This window comes from Psychrobacter sp. 219-2-C, from assembly GCF_049560815.1.
Classification (GTDB): domain Bacteria; phylum Pseudomonadota; class Gammaproteobacteria; order Pseudomonadales; family Moraxellaceae; genus Psychrobacter; species Psychrobacter faecalis.
The window spans coordinates 2,447,577-2,463,481 of record NZ_CP186933.1 but is presented as its reverse complement, the minus strand read 5'-3'; the positions used below and the strand labels follow the sequence as shown (position 1 = coordinate 2,463,481).

Annotated in this window: 14 protein-coding genes; 6 read left to right on the top strand and 8 right to left on the bottom strand. The window is 42.1% G+C overall.

Annotated elements, in window-relative coordinates:
- Nucleotides 1-26 precede the first annotated feature (26 nt).
- Both ACPEGP_RS10110 and ACPEGP_RS10105 read right to left on the bottom strand, forming a co-directional pair.
- On the bottom strand, nt 27-2,237 hold the full coding sequence (locus ACPEGP_RS10110) for a molybdopterin oxidoreductase family protein (protein ID WP_423813319.1): 2,211 nt from the start codon (nt 2,235-2,237) through the stop codon (nt 27-29).
- 116 nt (nt 2,238-2,353) lie between these two features.
- The gene (locus ACPEGP_RS10105; protein WP_313973292.1) at nt 2,354-3,043 is read right to left on the bottom strand and encodes a TetR/AcrR family transcriptional regulator; all 690 of its coding nucleotides are present in this window, start codon (nt 3,041-3,043) and stop codon (nt 2,354-2,356) included.
- Between the two features lie 491 nt (nt 3,044-3,534).
- Between ACPEGP_RS10105 and ACPEGP_RS10100 the strand changes: the two genes are divergently transcribed.
- From ACPEGP_RS10100 to ACPEGP_RS10085, 4 genes are all read left to right on the top strand, one after another.
- A complete protein-coding gene (locus ACPEGP_RS10100) occupies nt 3,535-3,738 on the top strand; it encodes a CsbD family protein (protein WP_068405819.1) in 204 nt (67 codons plus the stop codon).
- 985 nt (nt 3,739-4,723) lie between these two features.
- Entirely contained in the window at nt 4,724-5,401 is a 678-nt protein-coding gene (locus tag ACPEGP_RS10095; RefSeq protein ID WP_423813318.1) for a PepSY domain-containing protein, read from the top strand.
- Nucleotides 5,402-5,546: 145 nt separating this feature from the next.
- On the top strand, nt 5,547-5,885 hold the full coding sequence (locus tag ACPEGP_RS10090; RefSeq protein ID WP_191692287.1) for a hypothetical protein: 339 nt from the start codon (nt 5,547-5,549) through the stop codon (nt 5,883-5,885).
- Between the two features lie 313 nt (nt 5,886-6,198).
- A complete protein-coding gene (locus ACPEGP_RS10085; protein WP_193030503.1) occupies nt 6,199-6,570 on the top strand; it encodes a hypothetical protein in 372 nt (123 codons plus the stop codon).
- A 26-nt stretch (nt 6,571-6,596) separates the two neighbouring features.
- On the opposite strand, the gene ACPEGP_RS10080 is transcribed toward ACPEGP_RS10085, so the two are convergent.
- Complete coding sequence (locus ACPEGP_RS10080) at nt 6,597-6,908, bottom strand: NGG1p interacting factor NIF3 (RefSeq protein WP_423813317.1); 312 nt, start codon at nt 6,906-6,908, stop codon at nt 6,597-6,599.
- A gap of 50 nt (nt 6,909-6,958) precedes the next feature.
- A complete protein-coding gene (locus ACPEGP_RS10075; protein ID WP_423813316.1) occupies nt 6,959-7,606 on the bottom strand; it encodes a DNA-3-methyladenine glycosylase in 648 nt (215 codons plus the stop codon).
- Between the two features lie 220 nt (nt 7,607-7,826).
- Between ACPEGP_RS10075 and ACPEGP_RS10070 the strand changes: the two genes are divergently transcribed.
- Nucleotides 7,827-8,426: a hypothetical protein gene (locus tag ACPEGP_RS10070; RefSeq protein WP_305935625.1), complete on the top strand. Its 600-nt coding sequence runs from the start codon at nt 7,827-7,829 to the stop codon at nt 8,424-8,426.
- Between the two features lie 97 nt (nt 8,427-8,523).
- Here ACPEGP_RS10070 and purC read toward each other — a convergent pair whose 3' ends face one another.
- From purC to ACPEGP_RS10050, 4 genes are all read right to left on the bottom strand, one after another.
- Nucleotides 8,524-9,237 (bottom strand): phosphoribosylaminoimidazolesuccinocarboxamide synthase, encoded by a 714-nt coding sequence (gene purC, locus ACPEGP_RS10065; RefSeq protein WP_423813315.1) that lies wholly within the window; start codon nt 9,235-9,237, stop codon nt 8,524-8,526.
- Between the two features lie 129 nt (nt 9,238-9,366).
- Entirely contained in the window at nt 9,367-9,687 is a 321-nt protein-coding gene (locus tag ACPEGP_RS10060) for a hypothetical protein (protein WP_423813314.1), read from the bottom strand.
- 146 nt (nt 9,688-9,833) lie between these two features.
- Nucleotides 9,834-10,739 (bottom strand): 4-hydroxy-tetrahydrodipicolinate synthase, encoded by a 906-nt coding sequence (gene dapA / locus ACPEGP_RS10055; protein WP_068405840.1) that lies wholly within the window; start codon nt 10,737-10,739, stop codon nt 9,834-9,836.
- Nucleotides 10,740-11,250: 511 nt separating this feature from the next.
- The gene (locus tag ACPEGP_RS10050; protein WP_198327971.1) at nt 11,251-12,705 is read right to left on the bottom strand and encodes a Do family serine endopeptidase; all 1,455 of its coding nucleotides are present in this window, start codon (nt 12,703-12,705) and stop codon (nt 11,251-11,253) included.
- An 809-nt stretch (nt 12,706-13,514) separates the two neighbouring features.
- Here ACPEGP_RS10050 and ACPEGP_RS10045 point away from each other — a divergent pair.
- Nucleotides 13,515-15,806 carry a cation:proton antiporter gene (locus ACPEGP_RS10045; protein WP_423813313.1) on the top strand — a complete coding sequence of 764 codons (2,292 nt, stop codon included), beginning with the start codon at nt 13,515-13,517 and terminating at the stop codon, nt 15,804-15,806.
- The last annotated feature ends 99 nt before the right edge of the window (nt 15,807-15,905 follow it).

Sequence of the window (15,905 nt, the reverse complement as noted above, 5' to 3'; positions counted from 1 at the left end):
TTAAAGACTTTTATTTTAGAGCTATTTTATGCAGCGCTTCCTGATTTAATATCAGCATTAACCTCAGTATCAACAGTTTCCAAATCAACCACCTCTAGCGCGATTGCTTCTAATTGTACAGGTACGCCATTGACTGCTGCATTACCACTTAGCTGATCGATTAAGGTATCGTCCGTCAAGTCATTAACACTGACACCAGCATGCGCTTGCGCAATCTTTTGCTGCACGCCTTTACGACCATGACCCCAACCATGAGGAATACTGACTACGCCAGGCATTAGCTCATCGGTGACTTCTGCTACGATCGTCACACTACCAACGCGCGAGGTCACTTTTACTTCCTGTCCATCCTTAATACCATATTCTTTCGCTGTTTCAGGATGCAGCATCAGCGTACAGCGTGGCTTGCCTTTGACCAAGCGATAGCTATTATGCAGCCATGAATTGTTACTGCGTACATGACGACGACCGATAAGTAAAATCTGTTTGTCATCATAATCCTGCATCATCGTTTGCACGCGCGCTAAATCGGCTTGATAAAAATCGATATTAAGATGAATTTGCTTATCTTTATGCTTTATTGCCTGCGGTAGCATTCTTTTGAGCGTGCCTAAATCCAGTCCATGCGGTTTTTTCTTGAGTTTATTTAGATTCATGCCAGCATAAGGTCCACGTCTCAAGCCTTGATCAAGCAAAAATTTTGGTCCTAAAGTCTTAACCAATCGACGCTCAATTTTGGTCGTAAGCGGCGCTTTTTTATCGAGGCGTTTTGCCAGCTCTAAGTAGATTTGCCAATCATGTTTGTCACTTTTTTTCTTAGCAAACAACGCTGGAGAGTATTTAGCGACATTATGTACAGCAAAATTATTAAAGGTAACGTCATAATGGTCACGCTCTAGCGGCGAGACGGGTGGCAAGATAATATTGGCATGCCGGCTGGTTTCTGTGACAAAGTAATCAATTGCGACCATAAAGTCCAAATTGGCAAAGGCTTTATCTAACTTTTCACCATTTGGCGTACTGAGGACAGGGTTGCCTGCAACGGTCATAAAGCCTTTTAATTGACCCTCGCCTGTTACCAGCATCTCGTCACCCATCGCTACGACAGGATAATCACCATTGAAATCAGGCAAATTACTCACGCGGCTATGACGTTTGCCTAAATAACCTGGGCCGGAGTTATTGACCACATCAAGCGCAGGATTGGGGAACATGAGGCCGCCTACTTCATCCAAACGTCCGGTGACGATATTAATCACCATAATCAAATACTGGCTTAATAAGCCAAATTCCTGCACCGATACGCCCATGCGCCCATAGCAGACGGCGCTTTCGGCTTCGCAAAACTCTTTAACCAGTCGTTTAATCTCATTTGCAGCAATGCCGGTAATATCAGCAACTAACTCTGCGCTATAGTCTTTGGCAAAATCTGCCAAGCGCGCAATCTCTGGCGCAAGCGCCGCCGCTCTATTATTAGTCTGTGCTTTATCGGCGTAACCTTGGGCATAGATTTCATTGAGCATAGCAAGCAAAAATAAAACATCGGTTGCTGGACGTATAAAATGATGCTCGCTTGCAATGTCAGCAGTTTCGGTACGGCGTGGATCAATCACTACTACTTTGCCATTGCGGGCTTTGATGTCTTTGAGCTTTTGGCGCATATTTGGCGCGGTCATAATACTGCCGTTAGATGCCAGCGGATTGCCACCAATGATGAGCATATATTGGGTGCGATTGACGTCAGGCACGGGGATACGCAGCATATGCCCAAACAGGTGCATGCTGACGATATGGTGCGGTAATTGATCGACCGAGGTTGCAGAAAAACGACTGCGGGTCTTGATACTGCTTAATAGATGCTTAATGGTCAGCATGCCGCCCAAATTATGCACGTTGGGATTGCCTAAATAAACACCAAAAGCATTTTGGCCATGTTTCTTTTGTACTGACTGAATACCCGCAGCTACTTTATCAAGCGCCTCATCCCAGCTGACTGTTTTCCAACCGTTAGCCGTCCTCTCAATTGGATGACGCAAGCGATCTTGGTCTTCATGTAAATCTTGTAAGGCAGTTGCTTTTGGGCAAATATAACCTTTAGAAAATGGGTCATTTTTATCGCCTTTAATCGATAATACTTTTGCTCCATCGTGCTTTACTTCAATACCGCACATCGCTTCGCACAGATTGCAGGTTCTAAAATGTGTTTGCTCATTCGTCTTGGTTTGTTTACTGCTCATGGTCACGCTCCCTGTGATCGTTACTATCGCTTTCGCTAACTAAATTCCGTTTTATGATATGAATAGATTCGTTAGTTTTAAAAATTTTGCGAGCTCAGCATTCATTAATTTGCTCACTAGCTACTTATTACTTGCTCATTATTGATAAAAAATCCACCAAAAAGCCCATCAAAGTTTTTGCACAACATCGCAATTGCTTGCTGCTGTGAATAACGTCCTTGATGACAGCCTAATATCAACTCATGAACTTGCGCGCTCGCACTATCAACGCAGAGATAAACTTCAAACGTCTCAAAAAAACACTCGGCTGACTGTAATTCTTGGATGAATATCTTTGTCCATTCCTCGCGTATGTCGGTAAACAAACTTCCCAAACCTTTATCTTCTACTCGCAAATCAAAGCGCAGACTGTCTTCGAGTAACCGTTGGAATAACCTAATATTTTGAAAGGCAGCTGTAAAAATTAGCGTCAAGCAATGCTGACAGCGCTGATTGAACGCCGCCCTAGACAGCGTTGGATAATCACCAAGCATATCTGCCCACGCCTTACGCATCAGTGATAAATAATTGTCTTTTAATTGCCTACTCAACTCACTTTGTAGCGTTTCTACGCTGTCAAAGTGATTATAAAAACTTGGCTGAGCGATTCCCGCCCCTTTAGCGATTTTGTTCATACTCATGCCGCAAGCGCCTTCCAAGCTATAAAGCTGCAACGCACTTTTTAATAAGGCACGACGGGTTTTGGCTTTTGCCAGCTCACGCTTCGTATCTAATCTTGTCGCGTTTACGGTATTAAGTGGACTCACTGTTATTCTGTCCTAATTGTCTAAGGCTTATGATTTCAGCTATAAGCTTATAGTTATTTAAATAACAAGTCTATAATCAGGGGCGTAAAAGATTAGATTTTCCATTAATAGTTTTAGAAGTAGGATTGATAAAGACATAAAAAAGGACAAAGCACTATATAGGTAGAGATTTGGCTGCTGGTTTTCTTTACGTATCGCTCTGACAAAGTGCCCTGTCTATTACACAACTATGCCCTCCATAACATAGCAAGAGCAATGACCATAATTAAGCAACACTACAAACATTGCTCATACAGACATGGCGGTCTAACATTTATATATTAGTATCACAAGTTGGCCACGGGCTAGCTGTAAAGTACTTAAAACAGTACGAGATAAACAAGAACAATCATAAATAATAACTTGCTCCTAAAGCACTTTACGGTTTATAGCATTAGAATTTTTAAACTATTTACCGTAAAGATTTGATAACTAAAATAAGGATTATAATAATGAACGAACATACGCTAAAAGGTGATTGGAAACAGATGAAGGGTACGGTCAAGCAGAAGTGGGCTGACCTAACTGATGATGATTTACTACATATCGAAGGTAGCCGTGATAAGCTCGTGGGTAAAGTCCAAGAGCGTTATGGTCACAGTAAAGATGACGCTGAGCGCGAAGTAGATGCATGGCGCGTTGAAAACAAATACTAATTTGTCTTATAAGAATTTTCTTACATATAGATTTTTATAAGCTGTTTATTGAGAAAGGTCACATTGATTTAATGTGGCCTTTTTTATCGTCTATGCTTTTTTATTGTCTATAAGTAACTACTCATCATATTGGCTTATAGATTTTAACGATAAAAATATGAGGTCGTTATCATTTGGGATAACGGGTATGATAAAAGTTTTCTAAGGAATACACGTTCTGAGAAAATCTGAATGGAGAATTCTTAACACCCAGACACGATAAAACCGCATAGCAATTAATTGTTATGCGGTTTTATTGTTAACCATCCTTGTTACCCATCACCACTCTAATCGCTGCATCCTTGCAAGATATTGAGTATATTGTGATAGCCGGGCATCCTGCCCATTTGTTCTGACTATTACTGGCATTAGATGCCTGCAGCACGGGTCATGTGTCCTTATTCCAATTGCCTTTATCATCCTGATGCTAGCGATTGAACTATTATCCTTAATACGGTTAACTCAATCCTTGAGTCACATTCCCTTATGCCGTGTGTGTATAGTGTCAAATTATGCATCACGTGTTAAGTCGCGTAAGCGTCATTGCATGTAAGCATATGCTTACGTCGATTTTAAGATAGCCAATATCTCAATCTAAGTTATTGATAAATTTGAAATAATCTTTACGTATATCTTTAATTGTTTCGTACTCCCTATATTAGTCATTAAAAGTGTTAGCGATATTGAACAAATTTAGAAACGCCCTAGTCACCTAAAGTGTCAAATGTTTACGCAACTATTTGCAAAATTTACAACTTATTAACATCAAAGACATGGAAAGATGATTTTTAAGTCTTACTATGTGTATGTAAGAAAATATTTCAATATTAAGAAACAAATATTGGCTTTGCAGGCTTATAAGCTACCAATCACCTATTGTTAAAAGTATCCCTGTTAAATAATCGTTCCTTATTCAGATCATCGGTACTCCAAAGGAGATTTTATTGTGAAAACTCTATCCGCTTTCTCATTTAAGACCGCAATATCTGCTGGTTTAGCGCTGACTTTGTTAGGAACGGTGGCTGGTTGTGCCGTTGTTGATCCAGGTTATGGAAATTACCCAATATATGGTGGTAACAGCAATTACGGCAATGCTGACTATAAACGCGTTAGCCAGACTCTAAGCAATAATCTACGCCGTCAAGGCTATCAAGTCATGGACATCCGCTCTGATAACTATCGTGGCAACCATGCTATTACTGCCATCGCTAGAAAGAACAATCAAACCTACGAGCTTAAATATAGCTATCCAGACTTAAGACTCATCAGCTCAAACAAAAGAGGTTCCTCTAATGTTTGGCAAGATGATAGAAACGATAAAGACCGTTACGACAAAGATGATTATAAAAAAGACAAGTATAAAAATCATGGCAAATATAAAAACAATAAGCGCTATAAAGACGATGATATCGAAAACAGTATCAAACGAGATTCTCGTTACCCAGCGATTAAGCAGCGGGCTGTCAATAAAGTAAAGTCAATGGGCTATAGCGTTAAAGATGTAGAACTCGATGAAAAGAACGGCCGCGGTGTGTTCGAGATTGAAGCCAAACGCGGCTCACAAGAATATGAGATTTTTCTTGACTATCCAAACTTGAATGTGATTAAGATTAAAAAAGACTAATCTTTAAACAGTCCATTTTTATACGTTAGCTTTTCTTATGCAACGTTATTGTGGTAGTGCAACATTAAGATCAGTAATTAAATACGAGTAATCGCCACATTACTGATAAGTAATACGAATTAATAAGATAATAGGAATATTTATTATGAAGATATTAAGCTTCTCAACTTTAAAAACCGCTTTTTCTGCTGGTATTGTGCTTGCTTTATTGGGCACTACCTTTGGTTGTACCGTCACGCCAAGACATGATGGTCAAAGAGTTTATTACCCAAACGGTCCGTATCAGGGTAACGGCAAGTATAACAATAATGGTCGTTATAATAATGGCGGCCATAAAGTCAATCATGCTCACCACGATAGCAAAAAAGGCAAACATAAGAATAAAAACGGTCATCACAAAAATAAAAACGGTAAGCATAAAAAAGATAATAGCCGCTACAACAATAATGGTCGCTATAATAATAACCATTATCGCTACAAGTAACTTAACCTCTCAACAATTTATAGAAATAGCGCATAGCGCCTAATGGCTAGGCGTTTGGGTTTTTGGGTCTGTGCTCTCGTTATTTGACGACGTTTGACAAAATTTAGCTATTTTAGATGAGTACGATTCAATTAAGAACACGCCTTGTACGTACAGATAAGATTTTGGCATCGTTGATGACTTGATGCCCTTGGTCAAATAAGCCAGCCCTTGGTTTAGTTGACCATTTTTTTATTGTGTCGTTTTTAGCATAGAACCTTGCTTATATAGACGAGTTACCAATACCTTTAATAGCATAGCATGAGAGAATATTATGAAAAAATATACGTTATTAAAAACCACGGCGGCGAGCAGTATGATTGCCGCGTTACTGTCCATAACGACTGGCTGCGTCACCGCGCCCGGCTACAATGCTTATGGTGACCTTTATGAAGACATTTACAAAGATACTAAAATCTATAAGAAACACAAGAAAACCATCAAGTCTATTGATAAAGAGCTTTATCAGCCTGCTATCGAGCAGCGCGCGGCCAATCAGGTTAGCAATATGGGTTATCGGGTCAAAGACGTCAGATATAAAAAAGGCGACAGTAAAATAAAAGTAAAGGCTCGCCGCGGCAGTAAAGACTATAAAATTGAGCTTGATTATCCAAGCTACAAGGTGATTAAAATCAAAGAAGACTGATAATTTCTGATAATAAATTTAAGATCTTAAAAGTCCAATACCTCAATCACATCATAAGCAGGCGTTTCATAAGGATGCGTCTGCTTTAATGCTTCAATCACAGGCTTAATATAGGCGTCGGCTACCACCATCTCCACGCGCCACTCTATAACGGTTTCAAGTGTATCCTGCGTGCCAATATGCGGCTGACTGCCTGCTAACGGCATAAACTGCCCTGTTCCTTTAACTTGCCAACAGCACTGCTCATAATCACCAATTTTTCCAGCACCAGCCGTAAATAAGGCAGTCTTTACTTGCTCTAGCGCTTCATTGGGAATAAAAACTGTCAATTTATACATCGCTTACCCCTTTCATGCTCTTTAGAAAATCACTAACAACTCTAGATTGGCTATTTTTTGGACAGTGAAGGATGGTCGGTCCAAACATAGCGCAGTAACCAATCTTTTGCCGCGCCCGCATAATCAATGCCAATACGTGGTCGCAGCGATACTGGCGGCTGACAGCCGTCGTCTTCGACCCAAAGCCCTGACGCAGGCATGATAGGCGCACCATATAACTCGCGGTCAATTTGCAGCCGTTTGGTTAGCTTGCCAGGACCTGCAAATTGCTTGGGATCGGTTAGCTGTTTATCTGCGCTCAGTAATTGCTCGTCGATTAAGCGCGCGCTATCGTCTGTCAAAAACCCTGCGCGTATTAATACCGCTTCTGGCGACTCTGCCGTTCCGCTGACCAAATTGAGCATATGATGGATACCATAAGTCAGATAGACATAGAACACCCCACCCTCGCTATACATAATTTCGGTACGCGGCGTGCGCGTGCCAGCATGGGCATGACAAGCGGCATCACCTTCGCCAATATAGGCTTCGGTCTCTGAGATGCGCATCCGTAGGGTTTTTTTCTTACCATCACTATCGATTAGCTGTCGGCATAAAATCTTGCCAATTAAATCTGCCGCTACCACGCAGGTCGGGCGGACAAACCAGCTAGGTTCTAAAACGGAGGGTTGTATATAAGGTAATTTGTACAATGACATCAAAGATAACCTTTTTTATAGCGGCGTTTATATTGACGATATAAATTTAGCATAAAAACCACTCAAAGCGGCTAAGCGTTAGACCTTATTACCTATTACAACTGTTGCTATACAGACAGTTAACTCATTCTAATAGTAAGCTTAAAACTCGCCAATCAATTTTAAAGTTAAAAAACTAAAAACATCCAACACTAAAAAATACAATCAAAAGGATATAACAATGACTAACTCTAATACTAACAATGATAAGCAGCACAACAACGATAGCAATAAAAATGCTAGCGAAAAAGATACGAATAAAAACGCAGTGATGAAAGATAACAACACTAATAATGGCAATAATGCTTCCAAAGGCAACGCTACTAACGATTCAAAGGACAACGCCTCAAAAGATAGTCAGTCTAAGACAGACGATAACAGTAAGAACGACAAGCAAAATAGTCAGTCACAAAGTAAAAACAGCAAAGACGATAAGTCATCTAATCAAGACAATACTAATGACAAAAAAGATGATAAAACGTCGGACAAGAACGATAGTAAAGATAGCGATAATGATAAATCGTCTGATAAAAACAATAGCGGTGCCAAAAAAGACGATCAATCAGACGCTAAAAACGACAGTAAAAATGGTGACGATTCTGATAAGAAGGATAAAGATAGTAAAGATGATGACTCTAAATCTAGCGAAGATAAAGAATCTTCTTTAAAGGACACCGCTACCACTAAAGCTAAAGAAGTCGTTGGCACATTAGCGGACAAAGCTGCCGATGCGATGGAAATGGCTGCTAAAAAAATTAAAGAAGCGCGTAAAGACAAATAACATAGCATTCTTTAACATAACCGTTTTTAAAATGCTTATCCCCATAAAAAAACTGAGCGCATGGCTCAGTTTTTTATTTTTTAAATATTTTATATTTCTAGTTTAACGGCACACCGATACGTTTTGCTACTTCTTCATAGCCTTCAATCACATCACCCAATGATTGACGGAAACGGTCTTTATCGAGCTTTTTCTTGGTCGCTTTATCCCAGATACGGCAGCCATCAGGCGAGAACTCATCACCTAGAACGATACGATCATGGAATACGCCAAATTCAAGTTTAAAATCTACCAGTATTAAATCGCCAGCATCAAACAGCTCTTTTAGCACTTCGTTTACTTGGTGACTGAGCTCTTTCATTTTCGCCAATTGAGCTTCAGTTGCCCAATCAAGCGAGATAGAGATGGACTCATTGACCATCGGATCGCCAAGCGCATCGTCTTTATAAAACAGCTCATAGGTAGGCGGCGTCAAAGCTTGACCTTCCTCTAAACCTAGGCGACGTACCAAACTGCCCGCGGCAAAATTACGCACCACGCATTCAACCGGAATCATGTCTAAACGCTTGACCAACACTTCATCGTCTGACAACTGCTTTTCAAAATGGGTTTCGATACCAGCGTCAGCCAGTTTTTGCATAATAAAGGCGTTAAAGCGGTTATTCACCACGCCTTTACGAGCCAGCTGTTCGATACGCTTACCATCGAGTGCGGAGGTATCGTCGCGGAAGTGTAAAATCAGCAGATCATGGTCTTCTGTTTCATAAACAGACTTGGCTTTGCCTTTATAGAGCAGTTGTTGCTTTTGCATGAGGGAGTTCCTGTTCGTTCAAGCTTATGTGGTAAAAACGCGCAGTGACCGCCAAGCGCTTTGTATTAAGGTATAAAATGCTTAACCATAATAAAAGACCAGCGGTATAGATAAGGATGAAAAAGGGGTTTATTCTGCTGCTTGGGTCACGGCAACCGTACGCTCAGGTCTTGGCAGCTGATATTGTTTACCTGACTCATTTTCTAGTTTCAAGGTATTAGCACCGGCATTAGGCGTTGGGTATAACGGCACAAATGGCGCTGTTTCTTGCGCCGCTGGCAATTCTAATGGTGCCAGTTTTTTGCTTTGCTGATACTCAAGGCTACCATTATCGCGCTTACCAAACAGACCTTTTGTCGCTTGGCAGCCGCTCAACACTAACGTACTACCCAAAACCACGGTCATTAGCATCGGGAATATTTTTGCAGGGTTTGATGATACTGTCATCATATTATCTCTCTGAGTTAGCAGTTATTGCTTATTTGGTGCGTATGTAGGCAAAGCGTTTATAGTTTTACTATGTCTAAAACTTTTTACTTAATAGTCAAAATCTATAGAGCAACTATAAGCGGTATGTTTATTAAATTTATAAAAACCTAAAGTAAATTTGCACGGATTAGAGCTTCATCAATGGTCGCATGGTGCTTTTCAGCCAACCATACCAACGGCAAACGAATACCGGTATCTATCATGCCCATTTTATGCAGCGCATATTTAACAGGAATAGGGCTTGATTCGATAAATAAGTCACGGTGTAAGTGCTTGACCACGTCATGAACCTTATGAGCAGCATCAAAATCTCCACGCAGGCCAGCGCTAAAAGTCTCACTCATAGCTTTTGGTGCCACGTTAGCCGTCACCGAAATATTGCCTTTACCGCCAAACTGCATCAGCTCAAGAGCTGTACTATCGTCACCAGATAACACCACCATTCTGTCGCCAACGGATCTGATCAGTTGCTCACCGCGGACAGCCGAACCTGTGGCGTCTTTAATAGCAACGATATTGTCGATATCAGCGAGGCGTTCAACGGTTTCTTGGGCGATATCTACAACGGTACGTCCCGGTACGTTATAAAGCATTTGCGGGATTTTTACCGCTTCAGCGATGGCCTTATAATGCTGAAACAAGCCTTCTTGTGGCGGCTTATTATAATAAGGGGCGACCAATAACGCACAATCAGCACCTGCTTCGGCGGCATCTTGGGTTAGTTTAATGGCTTCCATCGTATTGTTTGCACCAGTACCTGCAATGACAGGCACACGACCTTTGACATGCTGGACAAAGTAACGAATCACATCGCTGTGCTCTTGCATTGATAAAGTAGCCGATTCGCCAGTGGTGCCAACAGCAACCAAGCAATGCGTACCTTGCTCAATCTGCCAATCTATGAGGTCTGCCAGACGTTTATAATCGACCGTGCCGTCAGGATGCATGGGCGTTACCAAGGCTACCATTGAGCCTTGTAGTCGGGTTTTAATATCGTCGTATGCTGTGCTCATAACCGTGCCTGTATATCCTAGCTTTTATTAAAGCTATCACATGATAAGTCGTTTGCAAGTGTGCCTATCAGCTCTACGGAGCTGAACGTTTGATAAAATAACGTCAGGGCAAGACCTTGCGTGATGTTTATACTGTGTATTTATTATGCTAACGTGATTGACGCTATTTAGCTGCCGCCACTTGATTGACTGCAAGCCATAAAAACGCCTGCTAGTGTAGCATATTTTGCCTTCATCGCTATCAAACAATTCATGCTTAACACTTCTATAAAGCGAAAAATTAGCAATCTATTATAATGCTAAGCGCGACTCTATTTAGCCTAAAAAATAAGCCTGAAAACTAAATAGTTAGTGTAGTGCAATTGCTTAGTGTAGCGTAACTAGTTAGCAGCGATAAAACCTTTTTAGGTATTTTAACGAATCGTCAACATAGCAATGGTCGGACGATATGTATTACTGTCAATAAAGACAGCCGATTCATAACGCTGCTAATCACGCACGCTATCCTTTGCTATTCAATGCGCAAACCAATGATACCTGGGATGCCCTGACGCACTATCTCAATCGTCACCACGCCTTTTTCGGGCAATGATGCCACGGCGCTAGAAAAATCATTGACCGTTTTAATCGGTTTTTGGTGCAAATTGGTGATAACGTCGCCTGCCAGTATGCCCGAGCGTGCCGCGAGTCCCGTCGGCTCAATAGCGGTGACCAACACGCCGGTCTTATTATCAGCAGCCAGCTCTATTTGCTCCTCCGGCGTTAAATTGCGCAGCGCCAGTCCCAAGCTGATGCCGTTGGCTTGCTGTGCGCCGGTTTGCGATTGCATAGCATTGGAAGCATTACTAAGCTTACCCGTTATGATAGCTTGTTTACCGTCGCGCTGAATCTGAACGCGAAAAATATCGTCAGGGCGCGCCCGATTAATCAGGTTTAATAAATCGGAGGCTTCCATAATTAAGACATCATTGTATTTTAAAATAATATCGCCTGGTTTTAGCCCCGCTTTTTGCGCCGGTGAGTCTGGTGAAACGCGCGTCAATAATGCCCCTTGCGGACGCGCTAAGTTATAAGCTTCGGCTAAATTCCGGTCGATATCCTGCGGAAAAATACCTAAGTAAGCGCGCGCAACTTCACCGTTATCTTTTAACTGTTCATAAATATCCATCGCCGCATCAATCGGGATAGAGAATGACAGACCCATATAGCCGCCCGTGCCACTAAAAATACGCGAGTTGATACCAATCACTTCACCGCGCTGATTAAATAGTGGGCCGCCAGAGTTACCCGGGTTTAATGCCACATCAGTTTGGATAAAGGGTACACTGGTTTCACGGGAAAAATTACGCGACTTGGCGCTGACAATACCCGCTGATGCCGAATAATCAAAACCAAAGGGTGAGCCAATCGCCAATACCGGCTCCCCTACTTTTAGCGCGTTAGAATCGCCGATTGGCAAGGCGGGGAATTGACGCCCCGTCACCTTGAGCACCGCCACGTCTGAGCGCTCATCACTGCCAACCAATTTGGCATCAAGCTCGCTTCTGTCATTGAGCGTCACAGTAATTTTGTCCGCACCTGCCACCACATGATGATTGGTCAGCATATAACCATCACGGGTGACAAAAAATGCAGTGCCATAGGCATGTTCAATCGCGGGCGTCGCTGCTTGGTCAGGAATATGCAAACGATCGCCAAAGAACTTACGCAATAGCTCAGCGGTTTGGGCTTTAGCAAGCTCCGCCTCGCTGACAGTTTTGGTGACGTTTACCCGCGCGACCGCTGGCGTGACTTGCTGTACCAAACCTGAAAAATCTGCGGTGGTAACGGCCGCTTGGGCAGTTGGCACGGTCGCGATGTTGATACCTGCCGCCATAGTAGTGGCTACCGCTATAGCCAACGCGCTCTGCTGTAACCAACGGCTCAAATTGGCTGTATTCGACGTTTTAGACATATTTTTAGGCATGTTACCCTCCATATAATGGGTCTTTATAATTGTTATAAACGGTTTGAATAGGACCGTTATGAATAATAATTTAGGCGTTTTATTTATATATTATGCTGATAATAGCTCAGTTTACTCATTCGCTAACCTCTAAAGTTAACATTTAAAAATTGATTTTTATATTGGTCTTTGCATTGCTGGCTAAGAGATTTTACCGCTTGCTTTTGTTATCTGCGTTCAGCATAAACTTTGGGAAATGCAAACTTGCAAAGAAGAATGCTTGTTAGTTTACCGTCCATTTTCGACTTATGGTATAAAACTTTATCTTTTCTATCATAAAGATAGCCTTATTGCTAACATGCCAGCACTACTCCCTTTAATAAGCGTTATTAGCTGAGAATCAAGTGGCGCAAAGATTGCTCTAGAATACGTCAAATAAAACCATGTTATGATAACAAGCCAAATAATTTATATGGCAAACAAAAGTTAATTTTTGTAGGTCGTTATTTTAGCAAATTGGCGATCATCAGCTTATTTTTCATCTTTTGCTTTTTAGATTCTGCTTAGGGGATCTAAAAAGCTTTTGTCTTTACGGCGATATCGTACTGATAGCCAACCTCACTTGTGCTTTGATTACTTGTACTTTGATTACTTGTGCTTTGTTTATAGTGTGGTTGATGCTTTTATTAACAAGCGCTAGATTTAGCGCTCAGCGGTGACAGATATTGCAACACTATATTTAGACGACTTTTGCTGCAGCTTACGCTAGCAGCGCTGGTAGTGCGCCTGAATAGATATAAAATATGACAAGATTATAAAAGGATTAATTTATGGATACCGCCCTATTGTTATCCGGCGTGGTTGGGCTTGGTATTGCCGCCCAATGGTTGGCTTGGTATTTAAAGCAACCGTCCATTTTGTTTTTATTACTGATTGGTATTATTGTTGGCCCGATATTGGGTGCTTTTGACCCAGACTTGGTGCTCGGCGAGCTGATGTTCCCGTTTATCTCATTGGGGGTGGCGATTATTTTATTTGAAGGCTCGCTGACTTTAGAGTTCGATGAGATTAAGCAGCACGGCTCTGTGGTACAGATGCTGGTGTCAGTCGGTGTCCTTATTACCATTGTCATTGTGGCGCTATCGACTTACCTGTTGTTTGATGTCGACCCTTTGATTGCTTTGCTATTTGGTGCGCTGGTTTGTGTGACTGGCCCTACGGTCATTATGCCGTTACTGCGCAGCGTGCGTCCGAATAAAACCATTTCTAACATTTTGAAATGGGAAGGTATCATCATTGACCCTATCGGCGCGATTGCAGTGGTTTTGGTCTATGAATATATCATTTCAGGCGGCGAAGCCAGTAGTATCTTACTGTTTGCCAAAATTGTAGTATTGGCAGTGGCCATGGGCTTAGCGGGCGCGTGGTTATTGGCGTTTTTAATGCGCCGCCATATGATTCCTGAGTTTTTACGTAATGTCTTTACCTTAGCTTTTGTACTGCTCCTGTTTTCTATCTCCAACCATTTAGAGCACGAGTCCGGCTTATTAACGGTCACCGTCCTTGGCGTGGCGCTGGCTAACTGGCCAAAATTCCCGCGGGAGACGATTTTAGAGTTTAATGAATCGCTGACCATTTTATTGGTATCGGTATTATTTATCATTCTTGCGGCTCGCGTTGAGCTTGCAAGCTTGCTTAGCGTTGGTTTTGCAGGCTTGGTGTTGCTCGCGATTGTGATGTTTGTCGCGCGTCCGTTATCGGTATGGGCTTCGTCTATCGGCTCCAATCTAAAAACCAATGAAAAGCTAATGATTAGCTGGATTGGGCCGCGCGGTATCGTTGCCGCTGCAATCTCATCACTTTTTGCCATTCGCTTGCAAGAGTATGATATTCAAGGCGTTGAGCTGCTCGTACCTTTGGTTTTCCTCGTCATTATCGGCACAGTAATGATTCAAGGTTTGGGCGCCAAAATGGTTGGTAATTTCTTGGGCGTCCGTGAGCCTGAAACCAACGGTATCTTAGTCGTTGGCTCCAACCCTATCGCTTTATTGGTAGCGACGTCTTTAAAAGACCAAGGTTTTGATGTCATCGTCGCGCACAATAACTATACCAATATCGCTAAAGCTCGTATGAGTGGTCTGCGTACTTACTTTGGTAATCCTATCTCTGACCATGCCGACCATCACTTAGACCTTATCGGTATTGGGCGGCTGTTTGCCATGAGTACCGATAGAGAAATGAATACCTTGTCTGAGATTCATTACCGTCATGAGTTTGGCGAGCGTAAAATCTATCGCCTTAAATTCAGTGATGAAAAGGTCAAAAGCGAGCGCGATGACAAGCAAGGCAACTTCCATTCGCAGTGGTTGTTTGGTAAAGATGTGACTTATGCCAAGCTTGCCAGTATGCTGTCGAAAAAAGCGCGTATCAAAATCACTAACATCACCGACAGCTATAGCTTTGAGCAATACAAAGCCGATAATAAGCAATTTGTGCCGCTTTATACCGTCGATAAAGAAGGTAAACTGCACGTGATTACCGATAATTTCGATGGGGTGGTGCCGCGTGATCGTAAGCTGATTTCATTGGTCGTCGATGATGAAGTGCAACCAAAAGCGGTCGATGTAACGGCAAAACAAGAGCAGGCACGCGCGGCGGCAGATGCCAGCTTTGAATCCAGCTCGAAAGCGCCTGAAAAGCGTAAAGAAATAGAGCTTACCGATGATAGTAATGATACCACTACGTCAGAGACTGCATTAACCACTGCTAAAGAAGTCAATGTAGCAGAAGTCTCCGAGTCAGAAAAGGTACAAGACAAACAGGCCGATAGCGTTACTGTTACGCCTAATAAAATTCAGGTATCAAGCACGACGGTTAAGAAAGATAACGTGCAAACAACAGAGTCTGATGCTACTGCTCCTAATGGTTCTACCAATGCTATAAATAAAGGTGTCATGTCGGATAATTCGACCGCAACTTCGAAAACCAAAACTTCTAGCAGTACCAATGGTAATGGCAGCGCACCAAAAACCAAAAAAGGCACGCTTGACCCCAATCGTTTGCCGGACTCTAGCGGTGATAGCCTTGATAACGTTGACAGCATGGATATAGATAAAGACTAGAGTTATCTTTTAATATTTTCCATAAACGGTAAAAGCCCCAACTGCTGAGTTAGGGCTTTTTTTGGATAATATAAAGTAGAAATGACAACGTTAAAAAAC

Excerpts from the sequence above, each read along its gene's own strand:
- ACPEGP_RS10075 (WP_423813316.1), bottom strand. The coding sequence starts at position 7,606 with ATGTCATTGTACAAATTACCTTATATACAACCCTCCGTTTTAGAACCT.
- ACPEGP_RS10070 (WP_305935625.1), top strand. The coding sequence starts at position 7,827 with ATGACTAACTCTAATACTAACAATGATAAGCAGCACAACAACGATAGC.
- ACPEGP_RS10045 (WP_423813313.1), top strand. The coding sequence starts at position 13,515 with ATGGATACCGCCCTATTGTTATCCGGCGTGGTTGGGCTTGGTATTGCC.
- ACPEGP_RS10085 (WP_193030503.1), top strand. The coding sequence starts at position 6,199 with ATGAAAAAATATACGTTATTAAAAACCACGGCGGCGAGCAGTATGATT.
- ACPEGP_RS10080 (WP_423813317.1), bottom strand. The coding sequence starts at position 6,908 with ATGTATAAATTGACAGTTTTTATTCCCAATGAAGCGCTAGAGCAAGTA.
- ACPEGP_RS10050 (WP_198327971.1), bottom strand. The coding sequence starts at position 12,705 with ATGCCTAAAAATATGTCTAAAACGTCGAATACAGCCAATTTGAGCCGT.
- ACPEGP_RS10060 (WP_423813314.1), bottom strand. The coding sequence starts at position 9,687 with ATGATGACAGTATCATCAAACCCTGCAAAAATATTCCCGATGCTAATG.
- ACPEGP_RS10090 (WP_191692287.1), top strand. The coding sequence starts at position 5,547 with ATGAAGATATTAAGCTTCTCAACTTTAAAAACCGCTTTTTCTGCTGGT.
- ACPEGP_RS10110 (WP_423813319.1), bottom strand. The coding sequence starts at position 2,237 with ATGAGCAGTAAACAAACCAAGACGAATGAGCAAACACATTTTAGAACC.
- dapA (WP_068405840.1), bottom strand. The coding sequence starts at position 10,739 with ATGAGCACAGCATACGACGATATTAAAACCCGACTACAAGGCTCAATG.
- purC (WP_423813315.1), bottom strand. The coding sequence starts at position 9,237 with ATGCAAAAGCAACAACTGCTCTATAAAGGCAAAGCCAAGTCTGTTTAT.
- ACPEGP_RS10100 (WP_068405819.1), top strand. The coding sequence starts at position 3,535 with ATGAACGAACATACGCTAAAAGGTGATTGGAAACAGATGAAGGGTACG.